General features: G+C 70.7%; 17 protein-coding genes. 12 read left to right on the top strand and 5 right to left on the bottom strand.

What is annotated here, in order from left to right:
- Window positions 1–92: 92 nt before the first annotated feature.
- On the top strand, window positions 93–1,853 hold the full coding sequence (locus K7G61_RS15445; protein ID WP_225847398.1) for an IucA/IucC family siderophore biosynthesis protein: 1,761 nt from the start codon (window positions 93–95) through the stop codon (window positions 1,851–1,853).
- Window positions 1,854–1,948: 95 nt separating this feature from the next.
- Entirely contained in the window at window positions 1,949–2,503 is a 555-nt protein-coding gene (locus K7G61_RS15440) for an FHA domain-containing protein (protein WP_225847397.1), read from the top strand.
- Between the two features lie 7 nt (window positions 2,504–2,510).
- On the opposite strand, the gene K7G61_RS15435 is transcribed toward K7G61_RS15440, so the two are convergent.
- Both K7G61_RS15435 and K7G61_RS15430 read right to left on the bottom strand, forming a co-directional pair.
- Window positions 2,511–3,755, bottom strand: a complete 1,245-nt coding sequence (locus K7G61_RS15435; RefSeq protein ID WP_225847396.1) for a serine/threonine-protein kinase — start codon at window positions 3,753–3,755, stop codon at window positions 2,511–2,513.
- Window positions 3,752–5,008 (bottom strand): FHA domain-containing protein, encoded by a 1,257-nt coding sequence (locus K7G61_RS15430; RefSeq protein ID WP_225847395.1) that lies wholly within the window; start codon window positions 5,006–5,008, stop codon window positions 3,752–3,754. The genes K7G61_RS15435 and K7G61_RS15430 overlap by 4 nt, the downstream gene beginning before the upstream one ends.
- 186 nt (window positions 5,009–5,194) lie before the next feature.
- On the opposite strand from K7G61_RS15430, the gene K7G61_RS15425 reads away from it, so the two are divergent.
- Entirely contained in the window at window positions 5,195–7,222 is a 2,028-nt protein-coding gene (locus tag K7G61_RS15425; RefSeq protein WP_225847394.1) for an ATP-dependent DNA helicase, read from the top strand.
- 94 nt (window positions 7,223–7,316) lie between these two features.
- Here the strand turns inward: K7G61_RS15425 and lexA are convergent, their stop codons facing one another.
- Complete coding sequence (gene lexA / locus K7G61_RS15420; protein WP_225847393.1) at window positions 7,317–8,096, bottom strand: transcriptional repressor LexA; 780 nt, start codon at window positions 8,094–8,096, stop codon at window positions 7,317–7,319.
- 615 nt (window positions 8,097–8,711) lie between these two features.
- On the opposite strand from lexA, the gene nrdR reads away from it, so the two are divergent.
- From nrdR to K7G61_RS15400, 4 genes are all read left to right on the top strand, one after another.
- Complete coding sequence (gene nrdR / locus K7G61_RS15415) at window positions 8,712–9,221, top strand: transcriptional regulator NrdR (protein WP_225847392.1); 510 nt, start codon at window positions 8,712–8,714, stop codon at window positions 9,219–9,221.
- A gap of 115 nt (window positions 9,222–9,336) precedes the next feature.
- The gene (locus K7G61_RS15410) at window positions 9,337–12,225 is read left to right on the top strand and encodes a vitamin B12-dependent ribonucleotide reductase (RefSeq protein WP_225847391.1); all 2,889 of its coding nucleotides are present in this window, start codon (window positions 9,337–9,339) and stop codon (window positions 12,223–12,225) included.
- A gap of 418 nt (window positions 12,226–12,643) precedes the next feature.
- On the top strand, window positions 12,644–13,249 hold the full coding sequence (locus tag K7G61_RS15405) for a YdbC family protein (RefSeq protein ID WP_225847390.1): 606 nt from the start codon (window positions 12,644–12,646) through the stop codon (window positions 13,247–13,249).
- Window positions 13,237–14,244 carry a sigma factor-like helix-turn-helix DNA-binding protein gene (locus K7G61_RS15400; RefSeq protein WP_225847389.1) on the top strand — a complete coding sequence of 336 codons (1,008 nt, stop codon included), beginning with the start codon at window positions 13,237–13,239 and terminating at the stop codon, window positions 14,242–14,244. Before K7G61_RS15405 ends, K7G61_RS15400 begins: the two co-directional genes overlap by 13 nt.
- Here K7G61_RS15400 and K7G61_RS15395 read toward each other — a convergent pair.
- Window positions 14,210–14,881 carry a TetR/AcrR family transcriptional regulator gene (locus K7G61_RS15395; protein WP_225847388.1) on the bottom strand — a complete coding sequence of 224 codons (672 nt, stop codon included), beginning with the start codon at window positions 14,879–14,881 and terminating at the stop codon, window positions 14,210–14,212. The genes K7G61_RS15400 and K7G61_RS15395 overlap by 35 nt on opposite strands.
- A gap of 291 nt (window positions 14,882–15,172) precedes the next feature.
- Here K7G61_RS15395 and K7G61_RS15390 point away from each other — a divergent pair, with 291 nt between their 5' ends.
- From K7G61_RS15390 to K7G61_RS15370, 5 genes are all read left to right on the top strand, one after another.
- Window positions 15,173–15,337, top strand: coding sequence for a hypothetical protein (locus K7G61_RS15390; RefSeq protein WP_225847387.1), 165 nt, complete (start codon window positions 15,173–15,175; stop codon window positions 15,335–15,337).
- A 48-nt stretch (window positions 15,338–15,385) separates the two neighbouring features.
- On the top strand, window positions 15,386–16,048 hold the full coding sequence (locus tag K7G61_RS15385) for a histidine phosphatase family protein (protein WP_225847386.1): 663 nt from the start codon (window positions 15,386–15,388) through the stop codon (window positions 16,046–16,048).
- Between the two features lie 100 nt (window positions 16,049–16,148).
- Window positions 16,149–17,078: an ADP-ribosylglycohydrolase family protein gene (locus K7G61_RS15380; protein WP_225847385.1), complete on the top strand. Its 930-nt coding sequence runs from the start codon at window positions 16,149–16,151 to the stop codon at window positions 17,076–17,078.
- 35 nt (window positions 17,079–17,113) lie between these two features.
- Complete coding sequence (locus K7G61_RS15375) at window positions 17,114–17,824, top strand: ribonuclease HII (RefSeq protein ID WP_225847384.1); 711 nt, start codon at window positions 17,114–17,116, stop codon at window positions 17,822–17,824.
- 54 nt (window positions 17,825–17,878) lie between these two features.
- Entirely contained in the window at window positions 17,879–18,547 is a 669-nt protein-coding gene (locus K7G61_RS15370) for a hypothetical protein (protein ID WP_225847383.1), read from the top strand.
- Between the two features lie 43 nt (window positions 18,548–18,590).
- On the opposite strand, the gene K7G61_RS15365 is transcribed toward K7G61_RS15370, so the two are convergent.
- Window positions 18,591–19,184 (bottom strand): hypothetical protein, encoded by a 594-nt coding sequence (locus K7G61_RS15365; RefSeq protein ID WP_225847382.1) that lies wholly within the window; start codon window positions 19,182–19,184, stop codon window positions 18,591–18,593.
- Window positions 19,185–19,247 lie beyond the last annotated feature (63 nt).

The following is a 19,247-nucleotide window of genomic DNA, read 5'->3' as shown; positions in this document are numbered from 1 at the left end:
CCGCCGCCCCGACCCCGTCTTCCACCGACCCGACCTTCGACCTCTGACCTCCGCCCGAAGCCCGAACCCGTCCAGCCGCGCAGGAGCCCATCGTGATCATCTCCCCCTCGTCCGACTCCGCCGCCTGGCAGCATGCGGCCCGGCGCCTGCTCGCCAAGATGCTCGCCGAGTTCGCGTACGAAGAGGTGATCACTCCTGTCCCGGAGCCGGCTGCGGGGCGCACCGCGTACCGGCTCGTCCTCAGCGACGACGTCACGTACCGGTTCCGCGCGCGCCGGGGCTCGTACGGCAGCTGGTACGTGGACCCCGACAGCATCGGCCCCACCGGGGATCCGCTGCACTTCCTGGCACACGGCCACGACACCGTGCTCGCGCTCACCGGGGACACCACAGGACATCTGATCAAGGAACTGCTGGCCACCCTGAGCGCCGACGTACGCCTGAACGCCGCCGCGCTCGGCGCCGCCGACCTCGCCGACCTCGACTACGCCGAACTCGAGGGGTACCAGACCGGCCATCCGTGGCTGATCGCCAACAAGGGGCGTATGGGATTCTCGGACGCCGACGCCGCCCAATGGGCCCCCGAAGCGCGCAGGCACCACCGGCTGCCCTGGATCGCCGTGCACCGCGACCTCGCCGAATACCGCGGCATCGCCACGCTGGCCACCCCCGATCTGCTGTACGCGGAGGAACTCGCTCCCGCCACGCTCGACGCCTTCCGCCACAACATCGCCGACCATGACCGCGACCCCGCCGACTACCTGCTGCTCCCGGTCCACCCCTGGCAGTGGGACCAGGTCGTGGCCCCCCTGTTCGCGCCCGCGATCGCCGACAAGTCCATCCTGCACCTCACCACTGACAACGACCTCAGGCTCCCGCAACAGTCCATTCGCACCTTCCTCAACATCAGCCGCCCACAGCGCCGCTCCGTCAAGCTGCCGCTGTCCGTTCTGAACACGCTCGTCTGGCGCGGCCTGCCCACCGAACGCACCCTTGCCGCGCCCGCCGTCACTGCCTGGGTGCACCGGTTGCGCGATCACGACCGCTTCCTGCGTGACGAGACGCGGGTGATCCTCCTCGGTGAAGTGGCCTCCATCGCCGTCGCCCACCCGCAGTACGACAAGCTGCCCACCGTCCCCTACCAATACCGGGAACTGCTCGGCTGCATCTGGCGCGAGCCGCTGGCCGTCCACCTGGAGGCCGGCGAGCGCGCCCGAACGCTGGCCGCGCTGCTGCACGTCGATCCGGAGGGCCGGGCGTTCACCGCGGAACTCGTGGACCGCTCGGGGCTGGCCCCGCGAGTCTGGCTGCGCCACTTCTTCGCGGCCTTGCTGCCGCCTCTGCTGCACTTCCTTTATCGCTACGGAACGGTGTTCTCGCCCCACGGCGAGAACGCGGTCGTGATCTACGACGAGCACGACATCCCGGTCCGCCTGGCGGTGAAGGACTTCGTCGACGACATCAACATCAGTGCCGAACCGATTCCCGAGCTTGCCGCCATGCCGGAGGAGGTGCGGTCGGTGCTCCTGACCGAACCTCCCGAGTTCCTGACGCAGTTCATCCATTCGGGGCTGTTCGTCGGAGTGTTCCGCTACCTGGCGCCGTTGTGCGAGCGGCAACTCGGCGTGCCGGAATCCGATTTCTGGGCCATGGCCCGAGACGAGATCCTCCGCTATCAGGAGCGTTTCCCCGAACTCAAGGAGCGCTTCGCCCTGTTCGATCTGCTCACCCCGCGGATCGACCGGCTGTGCCTGAACCGCAACCGCCTCCATCTCGACGGGTACCGCGACCGCTGCGATCGTCCGCACGCCGCCGTCCACGGCACTGTCCACAACCCCCTCCACATCTCCTGACTCGCCCACCCCTGACATCGATACGATCGCCGTAGCGACATGACCGCGGCGCGCGAACGCCGACGCGCCCGTGGGAGGGACCGAAGGGGGGCGGGATGCCAGAGACAGCCACCGGTGTCTGCCCGGAGTGCGGCACGGCCGGCGCACAGCCGGGCCAACTGGTGTGCCGAGGATGCCTGGTGCCCTTTTCGCTGATGACGCCGCCGTCACGGAACGGCGAGGATGATCCCGACCCCACCGCCGTGCTGCCGCAGGTGGATCCGGACGCCGAGGACACGCGGGTCCTCACCATGAGCGCCGGCCTGCTGCCCCGCCCCGCCCTGACCCGCCGGGACACCCCGCCCAGCGCCCTGCGGCTGTCCTTCCCCGGCGGTGAGATCGTTCCGGTGGAACCGGGGGTCCGCATACGGCTCGGCCGGGATCCGCAGTTGTGTCCGGCGGTCGCCTTCCTCGCCGCCCATGACAACCTGTCACGGCTGCATGCGACGGTCGGGGTGGACGCCGACGGCACCGCCTGGATCGCGGACGAGGGCTCCACCAACGGCACCTTCGCCCATGGCTACCGGCTCGGACCCGGCGACCGGGCGCCCCTGCGTCCGGGAGACAAGATCCGCCTGGCCGCCGACGTCAACGTCTACGTGCTGCCTTGAGGGGCCGTCAACGACCGTCCGGAGTCGCGGAGCCACCGGACCGGGGATGGTCGGCCCTGGCCGCCGCATAGGCCGTCACGCAACGCGTGAGCGGATGGTCGGAGCCCAGCGCAAGCTCGGTGTTCCGTGCCAGTTCCTCCAGCCGGCGCGACACCGCGACCACTCCGTTGCGCCCCTCCAGCGCACGTGCCCGGCCGAACAGGGCGGCGAACGAGGCCGGCTCATCCTCCGCGCCCTGGCGGGCGATCTGCTGCAGGGCCTGCCAGTAGCGCCGGTCGGCATCGGCGAACCTGCCCCGGGCGAGCAGCCCCTCGCCCTCCTCCAGCATCGTCCACACCACGTGGCGGGCTCCGTCGTCGAGAGCCGTGGGGCTGCGGGGCGCCGAGACGAACCGCTGCATCGCCCGCAGCTGGGACGCCACCTCGTCCGCGCCGGCCGGCCGGTCCTGCGGGCGCTTCGCCAGAAGTCTGTGCACCAGGTGCGCCAGTTCGGCGGGAACGTCCGGGCGGCGGTGCTCGATCCGCTCCGGTGTCTCGTGCACGTGCGCGTAGGCATACCCGACGGCGTTGCCCGCGGTGAAGGGAGGCCCTTCGGCGAGCATCGCGTACAGCACGCACCCCAGGGAGTACAGGTCCGACTGAGCGGTGACCTCCCGGCCCTGGGCCTGTTCGGGCGAGAAGAAGGGCGGCGAACCCATCACCGCGTGCACGTCGGTGTACCGGGTGAAGGCGGAGTCGCGGTGCGCCACGAGGCCGAAATCGCAGATCTTGACGGTGCCGTCCGGGAGCAGCATCAGGTTCTCCGGCTTGATGTCCCGGTGGACCAGGCCGTGCTCGTGGGCGTGCCGCAGCCCCGCGCAGATCTGCGCCCCGTACGAGAGCACGTCCGCGACCGGCAGCCCCCCGCGTTCCAGCAGCACCTGCCGGAAGTCGGTGCCGTTGAGCAACTCCATGACGAGGAACGGCCTGCCCTCGTGTGCGCCCGCGTCGTGCACGGTGGCCACGTTGGGGTGGCTGAGCGCCGCCGCGGCGACGGTCTCCCGGCGGAATCGTCCCTGCCGCTCGTGGCGGGCGCCGTCGGCCCATTCCGAGCGCAGCGTCAGTACCTTCACCGCGACACGGCGGGACAGCCGCGTGTCCCAAGCCGCGTACACCTGCCCGAAGCCCCCGCTGCCCAGCGACTGCTCCAGCCGGTACCGGCCGCTGAGGACCGTACCGACCCCGACCTCGCCCGCCACGCCGTCCTCACTCAACTCTGCTCGTCACGCCCGTCGTGCGGCTCGAAAGGCCCGTCAGCGCCCGGCGGGCCTTGGCGTCGCTCGCCGGCGTCGTCCCGATGGCTGTCCTGCCCCGACGGACCCGTCGGCACGCCCACCATTGTCGGGCCCGCGGCGGAGCCGGCGTCCCGGAATCCGACCGTACCGTCTGTCGCGTCCTCCTCGAAGACGAACCGGCGGCCGCTGGGCAGCAGCTCCAGCCGGTCGTGCAGCACGATCGAATCGCCCTGGCGGAGCTTCCAGACGACGCCGCGGTACAGCGGGAACAACTCGTCACCGGTGGGCCGCACCCGCCGCACCCTCGTGCCGTTGGCGCTGCGTTCGTCCACGACGGAAAGGCCCTTGCCGTCGTAGGTCAGGACCACATGGGTGCGGCTGACCGAGTCCACCGCCGTGTCGTCGATCCATGCGCCGAGGGCGACACCTCCGCCGGCCGGGGCGCGGCCGACCGCCAGCGGTTCCCCCGCCGTGACCATGAACCGGCCCCTGACGGTGCCGTCCATGACCACCTTGACCTGCGTGCGGCGGGGCAGCGGACCGGTGTCCGTGAGCGGCACGCCATGTGCCGGGCAGACCACTTTGTCCCGGCGACGGCGAGGCAGCGCGTTACTGGGCCGGTCACCGGCGCCGAACAGCGGACAGCCGGGTTCCGGGCAGCGCCAGTCGCGGCTGAGTACGAAGGCGTGCGTCGACGGGGCCCAGCGGCGGAGGACCCCGGCTTCGAGCAGAATGCCCTCTTCCTCTTTGCGTGAAACTTCCCATTCGGGTGGAACCGGCATAATACGGGGCCGTATGCCTATCCGGCCGTCGGACTCCGGAAATGGGCGCAGAAATCGGTCGCGACTGCCGGGAATCCATGGATATGCCCGGTGGAAATCGAGGAAATTGTCCCCGCTGACCACTTTGAGCTCCAGAGCGTCGGCGAGTTCCAGAATCCGGTCGTCGGCACGCGGCAGAACTTCGAGGAGCCGGTCCTCGTACCAGCGGTCGAGCCGCCGGCGTTCCGCGGGGGTGAGCCGCCCGTCGGTCAGCAGCGAGCGGTCGGCGACGGCGTAGACCTGCACCGCGGGATCCCGGGAGAACACCGCGAGCGCGTCCAGCAGCCCTTCGAGCCGGGACAGATCCGCCGCTCTGTCACCGCCCAGCGCCGGTTCGCGGACCACGTTCGCCACATCGACGACGTAGTCGGCGGCGGAGGCATCCAGCGTCAAACGGCTCTCGCACTGCATGTGACCAGAAGCTAGCACCGCGCGACGGCGGAGGTCCCGCGAACGGGACGGGACCGACCGACGACGGCAGGGCGCGGATCGCGCCAGGGCGACGGGAACCGTCCCGTCCGACCGGTCACCGGTCCACCCGTCGGGCGCGGTGACCGGGGCCGCGCTGTCAGTGATTCGCCGTAGGCTGGCCTCCCTATGGAAACCACGACCAGCCTCCAGGACGCGGCGGAAGAACCGGACAGCGCCCCGCCGTCCGCCGCGGAGGGATCCCCAGCGCTCACCGACCTGCTGCACGCCGCCGTGACCGCCGTCGGCGGTGTGGAACGGGCCGGCCAGGTCGCCATGGCCGAGGCCGTCGCCGCCGCTGTGGACGATCAGTCGCACCTGCTCGTCCAGGCCGGCACCGGCACCGGCAAGTCCCTGGGCTATCTGGTGCCCGCCCTCGCCCATGGTGAGCGGGTGGTCGTGGCCACGGCCACCCTGGCTCTGCAGCGGCAGCTGGTGGAGCGCGACCTGCCGCGCACGGTGGAGGCCCTCAAACCGCTGCTGCGCCGCGAACCGCAGTACGCGATGCTCAAGGGCCGGTCGAACTATTTGTGCCTGCACCGCCTGCACGAGGGCGTACCCCAGGACGAGGAGGACGGCCTCTTCGACCCCTTCGAGGCCGCGGCGCCGACCAGCAAGCTCGGGCAGGACTTGCTGCGATTGCGGGACTGGGCGGACGAGACGGAGACCGGGGACCGCGACGGTCTCACCCCCGGCGTCTCGGACCGGGCGTGGAGCCAGGTGTCGGTGACCTCCCGGGAGTGCCTGGGAGCCACCAAGTGCGCTTATGGCGCCGAATGCTTCGCCGAGGCCGCCCGCGAGCGCGCCAAGCTGGCGGATGTCGTGGTCACCAACCACGCACTCCTGGCCATCGACGCCATCGAGGGAGCGCCGGTGCTGCCGAGCCATGAGGTGCTGATCATCGACGAGGCGCATGAGCTCGTCTCCCGCGTCACCGGGGTCGCCACCGGGGAACTGTCCCCGATCGGCGTCAACAGGGCCGTCAAACGGGCTGCCAAGCTCGTCAACGAGAAGGCGGCCGACGCCCTGCTGAGCGCGGGCGAGGGGTTCGAGCGGGTGATGGAGCTGGCCCTGCCCGGACGCCTTGAGGAGATCCCGGAGGATCTCGGGTACGTTCTGGCCGCACTCCGGGACGCGTGCCGTCAGGTGATCACCGCGCTCGGCGACACCCGTGACAAGTCGGTGCAGGACGAGGACGCCGTTCGCAAACAGGCCCTGGCCTCGGTGGATCACGTCCACGAGGTCAGTGAGCGGCTGCTGCAGGGCTCGGAGTACGACGTGGTGTGGTGCGAGCGCCACGACCGCTTCGGAGCCTCGCTGCGGGTGGCACCGCTGACCGTCTCGGGGCTGCTGCGCGAAAAGCTGTTCACCGAGCGGTCGGTGGTGCTCACCTCGGCGACGCTCAAGCTCGGCGGCGACTTCAACGGTGTGGCGGCGTCCCTGGGTCTCGCCCCCGAGGGCACCGAAGGCGACGACGTACCGCCGTGGAAGGGCCTCGACGTGGGCTCTCCGTTCGACTATCGCAAGCAGGGCATCCTTTATGTCGCCAGGCATCTGAACCAGCCAGGCCGGGACAGCAGCCGTGAGGACATGCTGGACGAATTGGCCGAGCTGATCGAGGCGGCCGGGGGCCGCACGCTCGGGCTGTTCTCGTCCATGCGTGGCGCCCAGGCCGCCGCGGAGGCGCTGCGGGGCCGGCTGGACCACCCGGTGCTGCTGCAGGGCGAGGAGACCCTCGGAGAGCTCATCCGGAGGTTCTCGCAGGACGCCCGCACCTGCCTGTTCGGGACGCTGTCGCTGTGGCAGGGGGTGGATGTGCCCGGTCCGAACTGCCAGTTGGTGGTCATGGATCGCATTCCCTTCCCCCGGCCTGACGATCCGCTGATGAGCGCCCGGCAGAAGTCGGTGGAGGAGAACGGGGGCAACGGCTTCATGGCGGTGGCGGCCACGCACGCCGCGCTGTTGATGGCACAGGGGGCCGGCCGCCTCATCAGGGCGAGTGGGGACCGAGGTGTGGTGGCCGTCCTCGACCCGAGGCTGGCCACTGCGCGCTACGGCGGATTCCTGCGGACCTCCATGCCGGAATTCTGGTACACGACCGACCGCAATCAGGTGCGCAGGTCACTCGCGGCCATTGATGCAGGCGCCAAGGACTGAGGGGATCCAGGGGCCGCAGGACAGCCGCGCCTCGTGATGACGACGCAGCCCCGGAACCGCCACGCCGGTTCCGGGGCACGTGGGAGCGGGTCGCTCAGATGCGGCGGAGCACCGCCACGACCTTGCCGAGAATGGTGGCCTCGTCACCAGGAATGGGCTGATAGGCCGCGTTGTGCGGGAGCAGCCACACGTGGCCGTTGTCCCGCTTGAAGCGCTTGACGGTGGCCTCGCCGTCCAGCATCGCGGCGACGATGTCGCCGTTCTCCGCCACGGGCTGGCGGCGCACGGTCACCCAGTCGCCGTCGCAAATAGCCGCCTCGATCATCGAGTCACCGACGACCTTGAGGACGAAGAGTTCGCCGTCACCCACCAGCTGGCGCGGCAGCGGGAAGACGTCCTCGACGGATTCCTCCGCCAGAATCGGTCCACCGGCCGCGATCCGGCCGACCAGCGGTACGTAGGACGCGGACGGCTTTCCCGCGGTGTCGGTGGGCTGCGGGTGGCCGGCGTCCGAGGCCCGGACCTCGTACGCGCGGGGGCGGTGCGGGTCGCGGCGCAGGAATCCCTTGCGTTCGAGGGCCATCAACTGGTGGGCCACCGAGGAGGTGCTGGACAGGCCGACGGCCTGGCCGATCTCCCGCATGGACGGCGGATATCCACGGCGCTGCACCGAGTCCCTGATGACCTCGATAACCCGTCGTTGCCGTTCGGTGAGTCCGGAGCTGTCGGCGCGAATGCCCGGGGGCCGTCCGGGGAGGGAGCGCGCGGGCTTCGGGGCGGTGTCTTCGTTCATCATGTCCAACGGGCCGATTCGATCCGGGGATCGGTCATGGGCGGGCAATGTCGAGGTGGCGCTCTCTGCGGTGGTGGTCACGGCGGCCCCTTTCACGTTGTTCTCCACCGCATGGCTGCGGTCGGCCCGCTTCTCGGCACGGGCGGTTAGTACAACGGTAGTGGGTTTCGAAAGGTTGCGCCAAACACACGTTCGAGTGAATTTGCATAAATCCGCTGACGTGATCAAGGTACCGGGTGTATGGATCGAATGAAAGTTCGATTACCTGGTTCGCTGCCGAGGTCCGCCGGAGACGGCTGCGGACGGGCTGCGGACGGGCTGCGGACCGGCTGTGGACCGGTCGGAGGCCGGCCGTGGCGTGCGCCGGCCGAGCGCCCGACGGGTCGTCGTCCGAACCGCGTGGACCGCGGTGGCTTCCTGGAGCAGTGTGCACCCCGGCCGTCCCGGCGGCGCGCGGTCGCCCGCGGGTCGGCCCGTGCGCCTACACTCCGAGGCGCCCCGGATCCGCACCGTGGTGGCGACACGCGGACCCCACCCCGGTGGTGCAAGGGCACCAGATCTAGTGGTTGGATAGGACCTGGCCACCACAAGTTGTGGTCGCGTGGCTAGTATGAGTGGTGCTTCGGAGGCCTGTACGGGCCTTGCGGGAGCCTTGTCGTCGTGCGTTCACCGTGGGTGGGGAAGGGGGTTGGAAGCGTGCACTGTCCCTTCTGCCGGCACCCCGACAGCCGTGTGGTCGACAGTCGGACGACGGACGACGGGGCGTCGATCCGCCGTCGGCGCCAGTGTCCGGATTGCGGCCGCCGTTTCACCACGGTGGAGACCGCGTCACTGATGGTGATCAAGCGCAGCGGGGTGACCGAGCCGTTCAGCCGCGACAAGGTGATCGCGGGTGTGCGCAAGGCGTGCCAGGGACGTCCCGTCACCGAGGACGCCCTCGCGCAGCTCGGCCAGCGGGTCGAGGAGGCGGTCAGGGCCACCGGCAGCGCCGAGCTGTCGACCCACGACGTGGGGCTGGCGATACTCGGTCCGCTCCAGGAACTCGACCTGGTCGCTTACCTGCGGTTCGCCTCCGTGTACCGCGCGTTCGATTCGCTTGAGGACTTCGAGGGGGCCATCAGGGAGCTGCGCGAGCAGCTGCCCCCCAGCACTCCTGGCGGGCTCGACGAGGAGCTCGGAGTCGCCACGCCCGCGGCCGCCGACTGAGCGGCTGAGGAACCGGATCTTGCCGGAGCGCCAGGGGCGTTCCGGCGCCAGACAACACCGTGCTGCGGGAAGATCCGCGCACATCAGGGCGTTTTCGCCCGTATAGGGAGGCGGAATGACAGAGACGGCGAGCGGCCCGGCACGCGGTTCCCGTACCAAGGGGTCGAAGGCGAGCAAGGGCCTGCGTATCGAGCGCATCCACACCACCCCGGGCGTGCACCCGTATGACGAGGTGGTCTGGGAGCACCGTGACGTCGTCATGACCAACTGGCGCGACGGCTCGATCAACTTCGAGCAGCGTGGTGTGGAGTTCCCCGACTTCTGGTCGGTGAACGCGGTCAACATCGTCACCAGCAAGTACTTCCGCGGCGCGGTGGGCAGCCCCCAGCGGGAGAAGAGCCTGAAGCAGCTGATCGACCGGGTCGTGCGGACGTACCGGGCGGCGGGCGAGGAGCACGGCTACTTCACGTCCCCCGCGGACGCCGAGATCTTCGAGCACGAACTGACGTACGCGCTGCTCCACCAGGTTTTCAGCTTCAACTCGCCCGTCTGGTTCAACGTGGGCACCGCGCAGCCGCAGCAGGTGTCGGCGTGCTTCATCCTGTCCGTCGACGACTCCATGGAGTCGATCCTCGACTGGTACAAGGAAGAGGGGATGATCTTCAAGGGCGGCTCGGGTGCCGGCCTGAACCTGTCGCGCATCCGTTCCTCCAAGGAGCTGCTCTCCTCCGGCGGCAACGCTTCGGGCCCGGTCTCGTTCATGCGCGGCGCTGACGCCTCCGCGGGCACCATCAAGTCGGGGGGCGCCACCCGGCGCGCCGCCAAGATGGTCGTCCTGGACGTCGACCACCCGGACGTCGAGGCGTTCATCGAGACCAAGGTCAAGGAGGAGGAGAAGATCCGCGCCCTGCGTGACGCGGGGTTCGACATGGACCTGGGCGGAGACGACATCACCTCCGTGCAGTACCAGAACGCGAACAACTCCGTCCGGGTGAACGACGAGTTCATGAAGGCCGTCGAGTCCGGCCGCTCCTTCGGCCTGCGCGCCCGGATGACCGGCGAGGTCATCGAGGAAGTCGACGCCAAGTCGCTGTTCCGCAAGATGGCGGAGGCCGCCTGGGCGTGCGCCGACCCCGGCATCCAGTACGACGACACGATCAACCACTGGCACACGTCGCCGGAGACCGGCAGGATCACGGCCTCCAACCCTTGCAGCGAGTACATGCACCTGGACAACTCGAGCTGCAACCTGGCGTCTTTGAACCTGCTCAAATTCCTGCGCCACGACGACGCCGGCCACCAGTCCTTCGACGCCGAGCGGTTCACCAAGGTCGTCGAGCTGGTCATCACGGCGATGGACATCTCCATCTGCTTCGCGGACTTCCCGACCCAGAAGATCGGTGAGACCACCCGCGCCTTCCGGCAGCTGGGCATCGGCTATGCCAACCTCGGCGCCCTGCTCATGGCGACGGGCCACGCCTACGACTCCGACGGCGGCCGGGCGCTGGCCGGTGCGATCACCTCCCTGATGACCGGGACGTCGTACCGGCGGTCCGCGGAGCTGGCCGCGGTCGTCGGTTCGTACGACGGCTACGCCCGCAACGCCGACGCGCACAAGCGGGTCATGAAGCAGCACTCCGACGCCAATGCGGCGGCCAAGCGGATGGACGACCTGGACACCCCGGTGTGGGCGGCGGCCACAGAGGCGTGGCAGGACGTGCTGCGGCTCGGCGAGAAGCACGGCTTCCGCAACGCACAGGCGTCCGTGCTCGCGCCCACCGGCACCATCGGCCTGATGATGGACTGCGACACCACAGGCGTCGAGCCCGACCTGGCCCTGGTCAAGTTCAAGAAGCTGGTCGGCGGCGGCTCGATGCAGATCGTCAACAACACGGTGCCGACCGCCCTCAAGCGGCTGGGTTACCAGGAAGAGCAGATCGAGGCGATCGTGGCCCACATCGCCGAGCACGGCAACGTGATCGACGCGCCGGGGCTGAAGCACGAGCACTACGAAGTGTTCGACTGCGCCATGGGCGAGCGGGCGATCTCCGCCATGGGTCACGTACGGATGATGGCGGCCGCGCAGCCGTTCCTGTCCGGCGCCATCTCCAAGACGGTCAACCTGCCCGAGTCGGCCACCGTCGAGGAGGTCGAGCAGGTCTACTTCGAGGGCTGGAAGCTGGGTCTGAAGGCGCTGGCGATCTACCGCGACAACTGCAAGGTCGGTCAGCCGCTGTCCGCCAAGAAGAACAAGCAGGCCGCTGCGGAGACCTCGGCGGCCGAGCAGGCGCCCGCGCCGGTCGAGAAGGTCGTCGAGTACCGTCCGGTCCGCAAGCGCCTGCCCAAGGGCCGCCCGGGTATCACCACGTCGTTCACCGTCGGCGGCGCCGAGGGCTACATGACGGCCAACTCCTACCCGGACGACGGCCTCGGCGAGGTCTTCCTGAAGATGTCCAAGCAGGGTTCCACCCTGGCGGGCATGATGGACGCCTTCTCCATCGCCGTGTCCGTCGGCATGCAGTACGGCGTCCCGCTGGAGACGTACGTCTCGAAGTTCACCAACATGCGCTTCGAGCCGGCCGGACTCACCGACGATCCGGACGTGCGGATGGCGCAGTCGATCGTGGACTACATCTTCCGCCGCCTCGCGCTGGACTTCCTGCCCTTCGAGACCCGTTCGGCTCTCGGCATCCACTCAGCCGAGGAGCGGCAGCGGCATCTGGACACGGGGTCCTACGAGCCCACCGACGAGGAAGTCGACGTCGAGGGCCTGGCGCAGTCCGCTCCGCGTGAGGTCGAGTCGCAGCGGAAGCCGGTTTCGGCGGCCAAGCCGGAGGCGGCCCAGCCCGCGCCCAGGGAGGCGCACAGCTCCACGGAGCTGCTGGAGATCCAGCTCGGGCTCAACGCGGACGCGCCGCTGTGCTTCTCCTGCGGCACGAAGATGCGGCGAGCCGGAAGCTGCTACCTGTGCGAGGGCTGCGGCTCCACGAGCGGGTGCAGCTGACAGCGGGCACCCGGGACCGTGTGGGATCGGCCGTCGCCGGGGACGCGGCGACCTGACGGTCGGCCGACCGGGTCGCACATGACCGGGTGATCGTACGAGTCGATGGGGAGCCGTTCGAGTGAACGGCTCCCCATTCGTGTTCGGCCCGCTTGGTGACGGTGCTGCGTTCCGCTCACCGCCCCGGCCTTCGACGAGCCCGGGGAGCATCCGGTCGGCCGCGTGTCCTGACCAAGATCTCCGGGCCGGGTGTCGCGCCGGAAGCCGTCGGCCCACGGAGGGCGGCGACGGCCTGGAGGCGGCCTTCGCCGCGGCGGGGCCGGGCGAGAGGCTGCAACGCTGAAGCCGGGCGGTGCGGTGACCTTCTGGCAGGCCTTGGCCGTGGTCCTGAGCGTGCGCTCAACGCCACTACGATGGCGCGGTGTTGGTGAAGTGGATACGCTGCGGGGTCCTCGACAGGGCCCGGTTCGACCAGGGTCAGCGCGGCTGGGCCGCGCTCAGGAGTCAGCCCGGATTCCGCGGCCAGGGCGGTGGCTGGAGCCGGGCCCAGCCCGGGGTGGCGCACCTTTTCGCCTTCTGGGACGAGCGCGGTTCGTACGACGCGTTCATGGCGGGCCCGCACGACGGCATCGCGGCCGCGCAGGAAGGCACGTTCGAGATGCTCGCCGTGCGCCTCTTCGAGCACCGGCTCGATGTGAAGGTGGGCTTCGAACCGCGGTTCGACGACGTCGATCTGCTGCGGGTCGCGCTGTGCAAGGTGCGCCCGGACCGGATCGACCACTTCACCTCGATGCAGGAGCGGGTGTGGAATCCCGCCATGGCCGGGTCGCCGGGCATGCTGCGCGGCGTCTTCGGCCAGGGCACCGGAAGCGACTTCCTGGTGCTGTCCATGTGGGATTCGGCGACCGAGCACGGAAAGTACCGGGAGGGATCGGTGGCCCGGCTGTCCGACCGTGCCGAACTCGACTCGGACGTGCTGTCCGTTGCCGGCGACGTGGTGGATGTGATGCAGGCGTGGACGGTCTGAGGGGAAACGAACCGACCGGCACGGAGACGGCGGCGCGTCATGTCGCGTCGGCCGACGGGCCGGAGACAGGCCCGCTGCCCCCTGCCGCCGAAGACCGTGCGGCCGAGGCGATGCGGGTGCGGCTGTTCGGCGCCGCGTACCGCATGCTCGGATCGGCGTGCGAGGCGGAAGCGATCGTGTCGACGCTGCTCGCGCCGGGGGACCGGCGCGGCAAGGACGGCGGAGGCGGAGCCGACGGCCCGAGCGGCGCCCGGCTCGTCGGTGAGGTCGTCGGCGAGGCGATACGGCGGGCCGAGACGGCGTCGCGCGGACGGCGTGAGGGGCACGCCGTGGCCTGGCTGCCCGAGCCCGTGCTCACCGGCGCCGGCGCGCTGGGCCGGATGGACACTCCGGGGGCGCGGGAGTCGGTCTCCATGGCGCGACTGGTCGTGCTGGAACGCGTGTCGCCGGCCGAGCGGGCCGCATTCGTACTGCGGGAGCAGTTCGGCTACGGGCCGGCCGACGCCTCCGCGGTGCTCGGGCTGCCGGAGGAGCGCTGTCGGTCATTGCTGCGGCGGTCCCGGCAGCGGGTACGGGAGAGCGAGACGCCGGCCAGGACCGAGGCAGGCGGCGAGCAGCGGCGGCAAGCGGTGGAGGAGTTGCTGCGGGCGGTTCTCGACGAGGACCGGGCGGCCGTCGAGGAGTTGCTCGCCGATGACGTGGTGGCCTGGTCCGACGGGGGCTGGGAGCCGGGGGCGGTCCGGCGGCCCGTTTTGGGCGCGGTGAAGGTCGGACGCTTTCTGACCGGCCTGCGCGCACGGGCGCCGGAGGGCATCACCGGGACCGTGGCCGAGGTCAACGGGGACGCGGCGGTGGTGGGCACGGCACGGGGCGAGGTGGTGGGCGTCCTCGCGCCGGAGTTCGGGGAACGGGGCATGGTGGGCATACGCACGGTCGCGAACCCGGCGCGGCTGGCCTACCTCACCCGTCAGTGGGTGGCTCGGGCGCCGCGTTGACGAGTGTGGTGCCGGACGCACCCCGGTGATGCAGGGCCGCGCCCGGCTCCTTCCGGCGGAGCAGGGCGGCCAGCGCCTGTGCGATCTGCTCGGCCGCCTCGGCGTCCACGGGTGCGTGGTGGCTTATCAGGCGGTACCACATGGTGCCGAACGCGAAATCCACCGCCAGGTCGAGCGGGACCACCTCCTCCAACTCGCCGCGCTCGACTCCGCGGGCCAGGACCAGACGGAGGGCGTGCCTGCGCGGACCCAGCACCGTGGCCTGCAGGCGGTCGGAGAGGTGCGGGTCGTGCTGCGCCTCGGACATGAGGCCGGTCAAGGCCTTGCCGGTCAGGCCGTTCGCCAGGGCGAAGGTGGCCGTCAGCAGCGTACGCAGATCGGCGAGGGTGTCGCCGCTGTCCGGATCGAGGTGCTCGGACCTGCGCAGCCGCAGGTCGCGCAACGCGTCGATGAGGACGTCCTGTTTGGCGGGCCACCACCGGTACACGGTCTGACGGCCCACTCCGGCCGTCTCGGCGATGGCCTTCATCGTCAGGGCCTGGTAGCCGCCGCTCTGGCACAGGCGCAGCGCCGCGTCGAGCACGGCACGGCGGGCGGTCTCGCTGCGGGGTCTCCCTCGTCCGGGTGTCCTTTCCATGAATCCACTTTACAAGGCAAGATGCCTCGAATTAATCTTTACGAGTCATCATGACTCGTAAGGGGGGTGCAATGCCTGTGGTCAACGCGCGGGACAACGAGCGGGACGTCGTCAACGGCGGCGGGTCGCGGCCGCGGCCTGTAGCGCCGTGACCGGCTCGCGGGCCGGGCGGCGCACCCTGACTGAGCGGCACCGGGGTCGCAGTCGACGCGCTGCACCCGGCGACCTCCATGGACACGACGATGGTGAGAGAAGGAGGCATAGGCCCCTGGAGCACCGTGGAAGAGGGCGGTGCGGCCGCGCTGCGGCTCGTGGACGAGGCGGAACCCCGGCACGGGCCGCTACTGCAACGGCACGTCGCAGGCCCGGGCGGAGCGGCAGGCGTACGACGCCGACGCCCGGCGCCGGCTGAGGGAGCTGTCACGCGAGCTGCTGGCGCGGGCGGGGGCGGTCTGACGGGGGACCGGCGCGCAGCGACCGGGGGCGCGCAATAGGCTGACGCTCATGGGACGCCCGCAGCGCATCGTGCTCATCCGGCACGGCGAGTCCCAGGGCAACGAGGACGACACCATCTACCAACGGGTACCGGACCACGCCCTGGAGCTCACCGCCGACGGTCGACGGCAGGCCGCGGAGGCCGGCGCGCGGCTGCGGAAACTGTTCGGCCAGGAGAAGGTGCAGGCCTTCGTCTCCCCGTACCGGCGCACCTGGCAGACGTACCGGATACTGGGCCTGGACCCGCGGCTGGTGCAGGCGCGGGAAGAGCCGCGGCTGCGCGAGCAGGACTGGGGCAACTGGCAGGACCTGGAGGACATCCAGCGCCAGCGCAAGGCCCGCGACGCCTACGGTCACTTCTTCTACCGGTTCGCGATGGGGGAGAGCGGGGCGGACGTCCACGACCGGGTGGGGTCCTTCCTGGAGACGCTCTACCGGGCCTTCGACAAGCCCGACTTCCCGCCGAACGTCCTGCTGGTGACGCACGGGCTGACGATGCGGCTGTTCTGCATGCGCTGGTTCCACTGGACGGTCGAGGAGTTCGAGACGCTGTCCAACCCCTCCAACGGGGAGATGCGGATGCTGCTGCTCGGGGCGGACGGCCGCTACGCGCTGGACCGGCCGTTCGAGCGGTGGGGGACTCCGGGGCCGCCCGGCGGGGCGATCTGCTGAGGGGCGGGCCTGTGGCGTCGGCGCGGTCCGCCGAGCGGGTGAGAGGTTCGGCACAGGGAGATTGACCGGGATCGGCCCCGATGTCAAAGTTTTCGACGCGATGACCGCTCACTCCGCCGACGCCGGCAGACTCACCCGCGCCCTCTCCAGCCTCCGCGGCCTGGCGGTGGGGGACGCGCTCGGATCACAGTTCTTCGTTCCCGCCCACCACCGCGCCCTGCAGGACGGGGAACTGCCGCCCGGCCCGTGGCACTGGACGGACGACACGGAGATGGCCTGCTCCGTGGTCGCGGTCCTGGCCCGTCACGGGCGGGTCGACCAGGACGCCCTCGCCTGGTCCTTCGCCGAGCACCACGACTTCGACCGCGGCTACGGCCCGGCGGTGAACCGTATGCTGCGGCTGATCCGGCAGGAAGGCGGGGACTGGCGGGAGCTGGCCGCGGGCCTGTTCAACGGCCAGGGCTCGTGGGGCAACGGCGCCGCCATGCGGGTGGCACCTTTGGGGGCCTGGTACGCGGGTGACGCGGCGCAGGCGGCGCACCAGGCGGAGATCTCGGCGTACACGACCCATCAGCACCGGGAGGCCGTCGCCGGCGCCGTGGGGGTGGCCGCGGCGGCCTCCCTCGTGGCGGACCCGGCGGGGCCGCGGGATCCCGACGCGCTGCTCGCAGCCGTGCTCGACCTCGTACCGCGCAGCGCGGTGGCCGCGGGCATCAGGCGAGCGCGGGACATGCTCGACTACGCGGACGTGGCGACCGTCGCGGCCGTCCTCGGATGCGGTCGGCGTACCAGCGCGCACGACACGGTGCCGTTCACCCTGTGGGCCGCTGCTCGGCACCTCGGGGATTACGAGCGGGCCTTCTGGGCCACGGCTCGGGCCGGTGGTGACGTGGACACCACATGCGCCATCGTCGGCGGCGTCATCGCCTCCGGGCCGGGCGGCGAGCCGCCCCGTAGCTGGACCGAACGGACGGAACGCCTTCCGGAATGGGCCATTGCGGCCTCAACCACCGCTGCCGACCCTCTGTGAGAGGCCGGTTGCCCAAGGGTAGGCTGGCCAATGCCATGCCCTACCAGCCACCCACTCACAGCGTCGAGCGTTCGATGCGCGCCACCCTCGGGGTGCGAACCGTCGCCGGAGTGGACGAGGTGGGGCGCGGTGCCTGGGCCGGACCGGTCACCGTGTGCGCCGCCGTCACCGGACTGCGCCGACCGCCGGAGGGCCTGACCGACTCCAAACTCATCACCCCCAAGCGCCGTGCCCAACTCGCCACCGTCCTCGCCGGTTGGGTGACTTCCTACGCTCTCGGGCACGCGTCGCCGGAGGAGATCGACCTGTTCGGAATGACCGCGGCCCTGCGCCTGGCGGCCGGGCGCGCGCTGGAGGCACTGCCGGAGCGGCCCGACGCGGTGATCCTCGATGGCAAGCACAACTATCTGGGTGACGCGTGGACCGTGCGAACGGTCGTCAAAGGCGATCAGTCATGTGTCGCGGTCGCCGCGGCCTCGGTGATCGCCAAGGTGCATCGCGACACGGCGATGGCCGAACTCGGCGTGGAATACGCCCCGTTCGCATTCGCCGACAACGCGGGATATCCGTCGCCTGTTCACCGCGGCGCCCTGGAGGAGTGGGGGCCGACCGCCCACCACCGGCTGTCCTGGTCGTACCTGGACACGATGCCGAGGTGGCAGCACCTGAAGAAGGTCAGGGCAGGCGTCGGCACGGGCGAACCCGACGCGGCCGCCGCCGGGGAACAACTCGGTTTCGATTTCTGACGGAGCGCCCACCCCCCGCTGCGCATTCCCGGCGCATTTGATAGACATCCACTCATGCCTCTCACCCCCGAGGAGCCTCAGATTCACGAGAGCGTCCCGGGTCCACGCACTGCTCCGGCCGGCGGCCGGACCGCGTCGGCCCCACGTCCTGTTCCCGGTCCACCGCGACCCGCGGCGCCGCGACCCACGGCACCGAGGGACGCCGCCGGACCACGTCCGGGCCGTCCCGGCCCCGCTCGTCCGGCGGGCGGTCCCGCCGCGTCCACCGCCGCGGTGGCCCCGGCCGGCGCCACCGAGCAGTCGGCCGTTCCGCCACAGCGGAGCGGCGACGCGTCCACCGCCCAGATCCAGTTGATCCCGGCTCCCGCCGCCGGCGCCGTGGACGCCGCGGACGAGACGGTGGACCTGCTGCTGGACACAGGCCGCGCGCCCGGCGAGATCCTCGTCCTGACCACGGGCGAGCAGCACCCGTGGGCCGCCCACGAACTCTCCTTCGGTGAGGCGTCCTACTGGTCGCAGCACGACGCCGCGGACGACGTGTTCTACGCCGACATCTCGGCCACCCGGGCCGCCGGCCGGCCGGTGGTGGTCGTGGCGGTCAACGGCGGCAGTGACGAAACGATGCCTCGGGCCCTGGCGGGCGCGCTGGCTCGCGCGGGTGTGCTGCTCATCGTGTGCGGCGACCCGGCACGGATCAACGCCCTGCTCGGCGCCAGCGCCTGATCGGCCGGGCACCGGTGCGGCACGGCCCGGTCCGTGGCGGGTGTCACCGGACCGCGGCCCGGCGCATCTGCTGAGGAGCGCCGCCGAGCATCCGCGCTGTCGGGGCCGAGCCGGCCGTGCGGGACCAGGAGGCGGAGTTCGGCGTACGGCCGGACCGGTTCTCTCCGACGATGTTCCAGCCGTCCTCGCTGAGCGTCACATAGGAACCGCACCGCAGGCCGTGCAGGACGCAGGCGTCCCGCAGTCCCCACATCCAGGCGCCGTCCTCCTCGGTCCACTCGGCAGAACCGTTCCGGCACACCAGCAGGACGGCGGTCCGTACCGGTCGGCGCAGCCGCAGGTCGTGGGGGAACACCCGACGCAGATGCGACAGCAGGGCGTTGCGCCGCTCCCAGCCGTCGATCACCGCGCTGCGGCCTTGGAACGAGGCGCTGGCCCGGATCCGGCCGTCGGGGTCGTAGACCGCGACGACCGCGGTGGACGGTGCGGGCAGGTGCCGCGCGTGCAGATCCTTGACGACATCGCGGGGGTTGGCGAGCAACGGGACCGTGGCGCCCCCCCAATCGGCCGGCTCCAGGTTGCGGATCGCGGGGGAAGATGTGGCGGAGGACGTCTCCGGAACGAAGCCGATGGTCACGGTCCTCCCTTCCCGGATGCACCCGTAGACCGGGTGCGGGCACACACCGGTCAGGGGGCTCCG

It is taken from the genome of Streptomyces sp. HPF1205, from assembly GCF_020400825.1.
Lineage (GTDB): Bacteria > Actinomycetota > Actinomycetes > Streptomycetales > Streptomycetaceae > Actinacidiphila.
Note: the sequence above shows the minus strand (reverse complement) of the source record. Positions and strands in the feature narration are given on the sequence as shown.

Coding starts and splice junctions, on each gene's coding strand:
- K7G61_RS15440 (WP_225847397.1), top strand. CDS start 1,949: ATGCCAGAGACAGCCACCGGTGTCTGCCCGGAGTGCGGCACGGCCGGC.
- K7G61_RS15430 (WP_225847395.1), bottom strand. CDS start 5,008: ATGCAGTGCGAGAGCCGTTTGACGCTGGATGCCTCCGCCGCCGACTAC.
- K7G61_RS15425 (WP_225847394.1), top strand. CDS start 5,195: ATGGAAACCACGACCAGCCTCCAGGACGCGGCGGAAGAACCGGACAGC.
- K7G61_RS15410 (WP_225847391.1), top strand. CDS start 9,337: ATGACAGAGACGGCGAGCGGCCCGGCACGCGGTTCCCGTACCAAGGGG.
- K7G61_RS15395 (WP_225847388.1), bottom strand. CDS start 14,881: ATGGAAAGGACACCCGGACGAGGGAGACCCCGCAGCGAGACCGCCCGC.
- K7G61_RS15385 (WP_225847386.1), top strand. CDS start 15,386: ATGGGACGCCCGCAGCGCATCGTGCTCATCCGGCACGGCGAGTCCCAG.
- K7G61_RS15380 (WP_225847385.1), top strand. CDS start 16,149: ATGACCGCTCACTCCGCCGACGCCGGCAGACTCACCCGCGCCCTCTCC.
- K7G61_RS15375 (WP_225847384.1), top strand. CDS start 17,114: ATGCCCTACCAGCCACCCACTCACAGCGTCGAGCGTTCGATGCGCGCC.
- K7G61_RS15370 (WP_225847383.1), top strand. CDS start 17,879: ATGCCTCTCACCCCCGAGGAGCCTCAGATTCACGAGAGCGTCCCGGGT.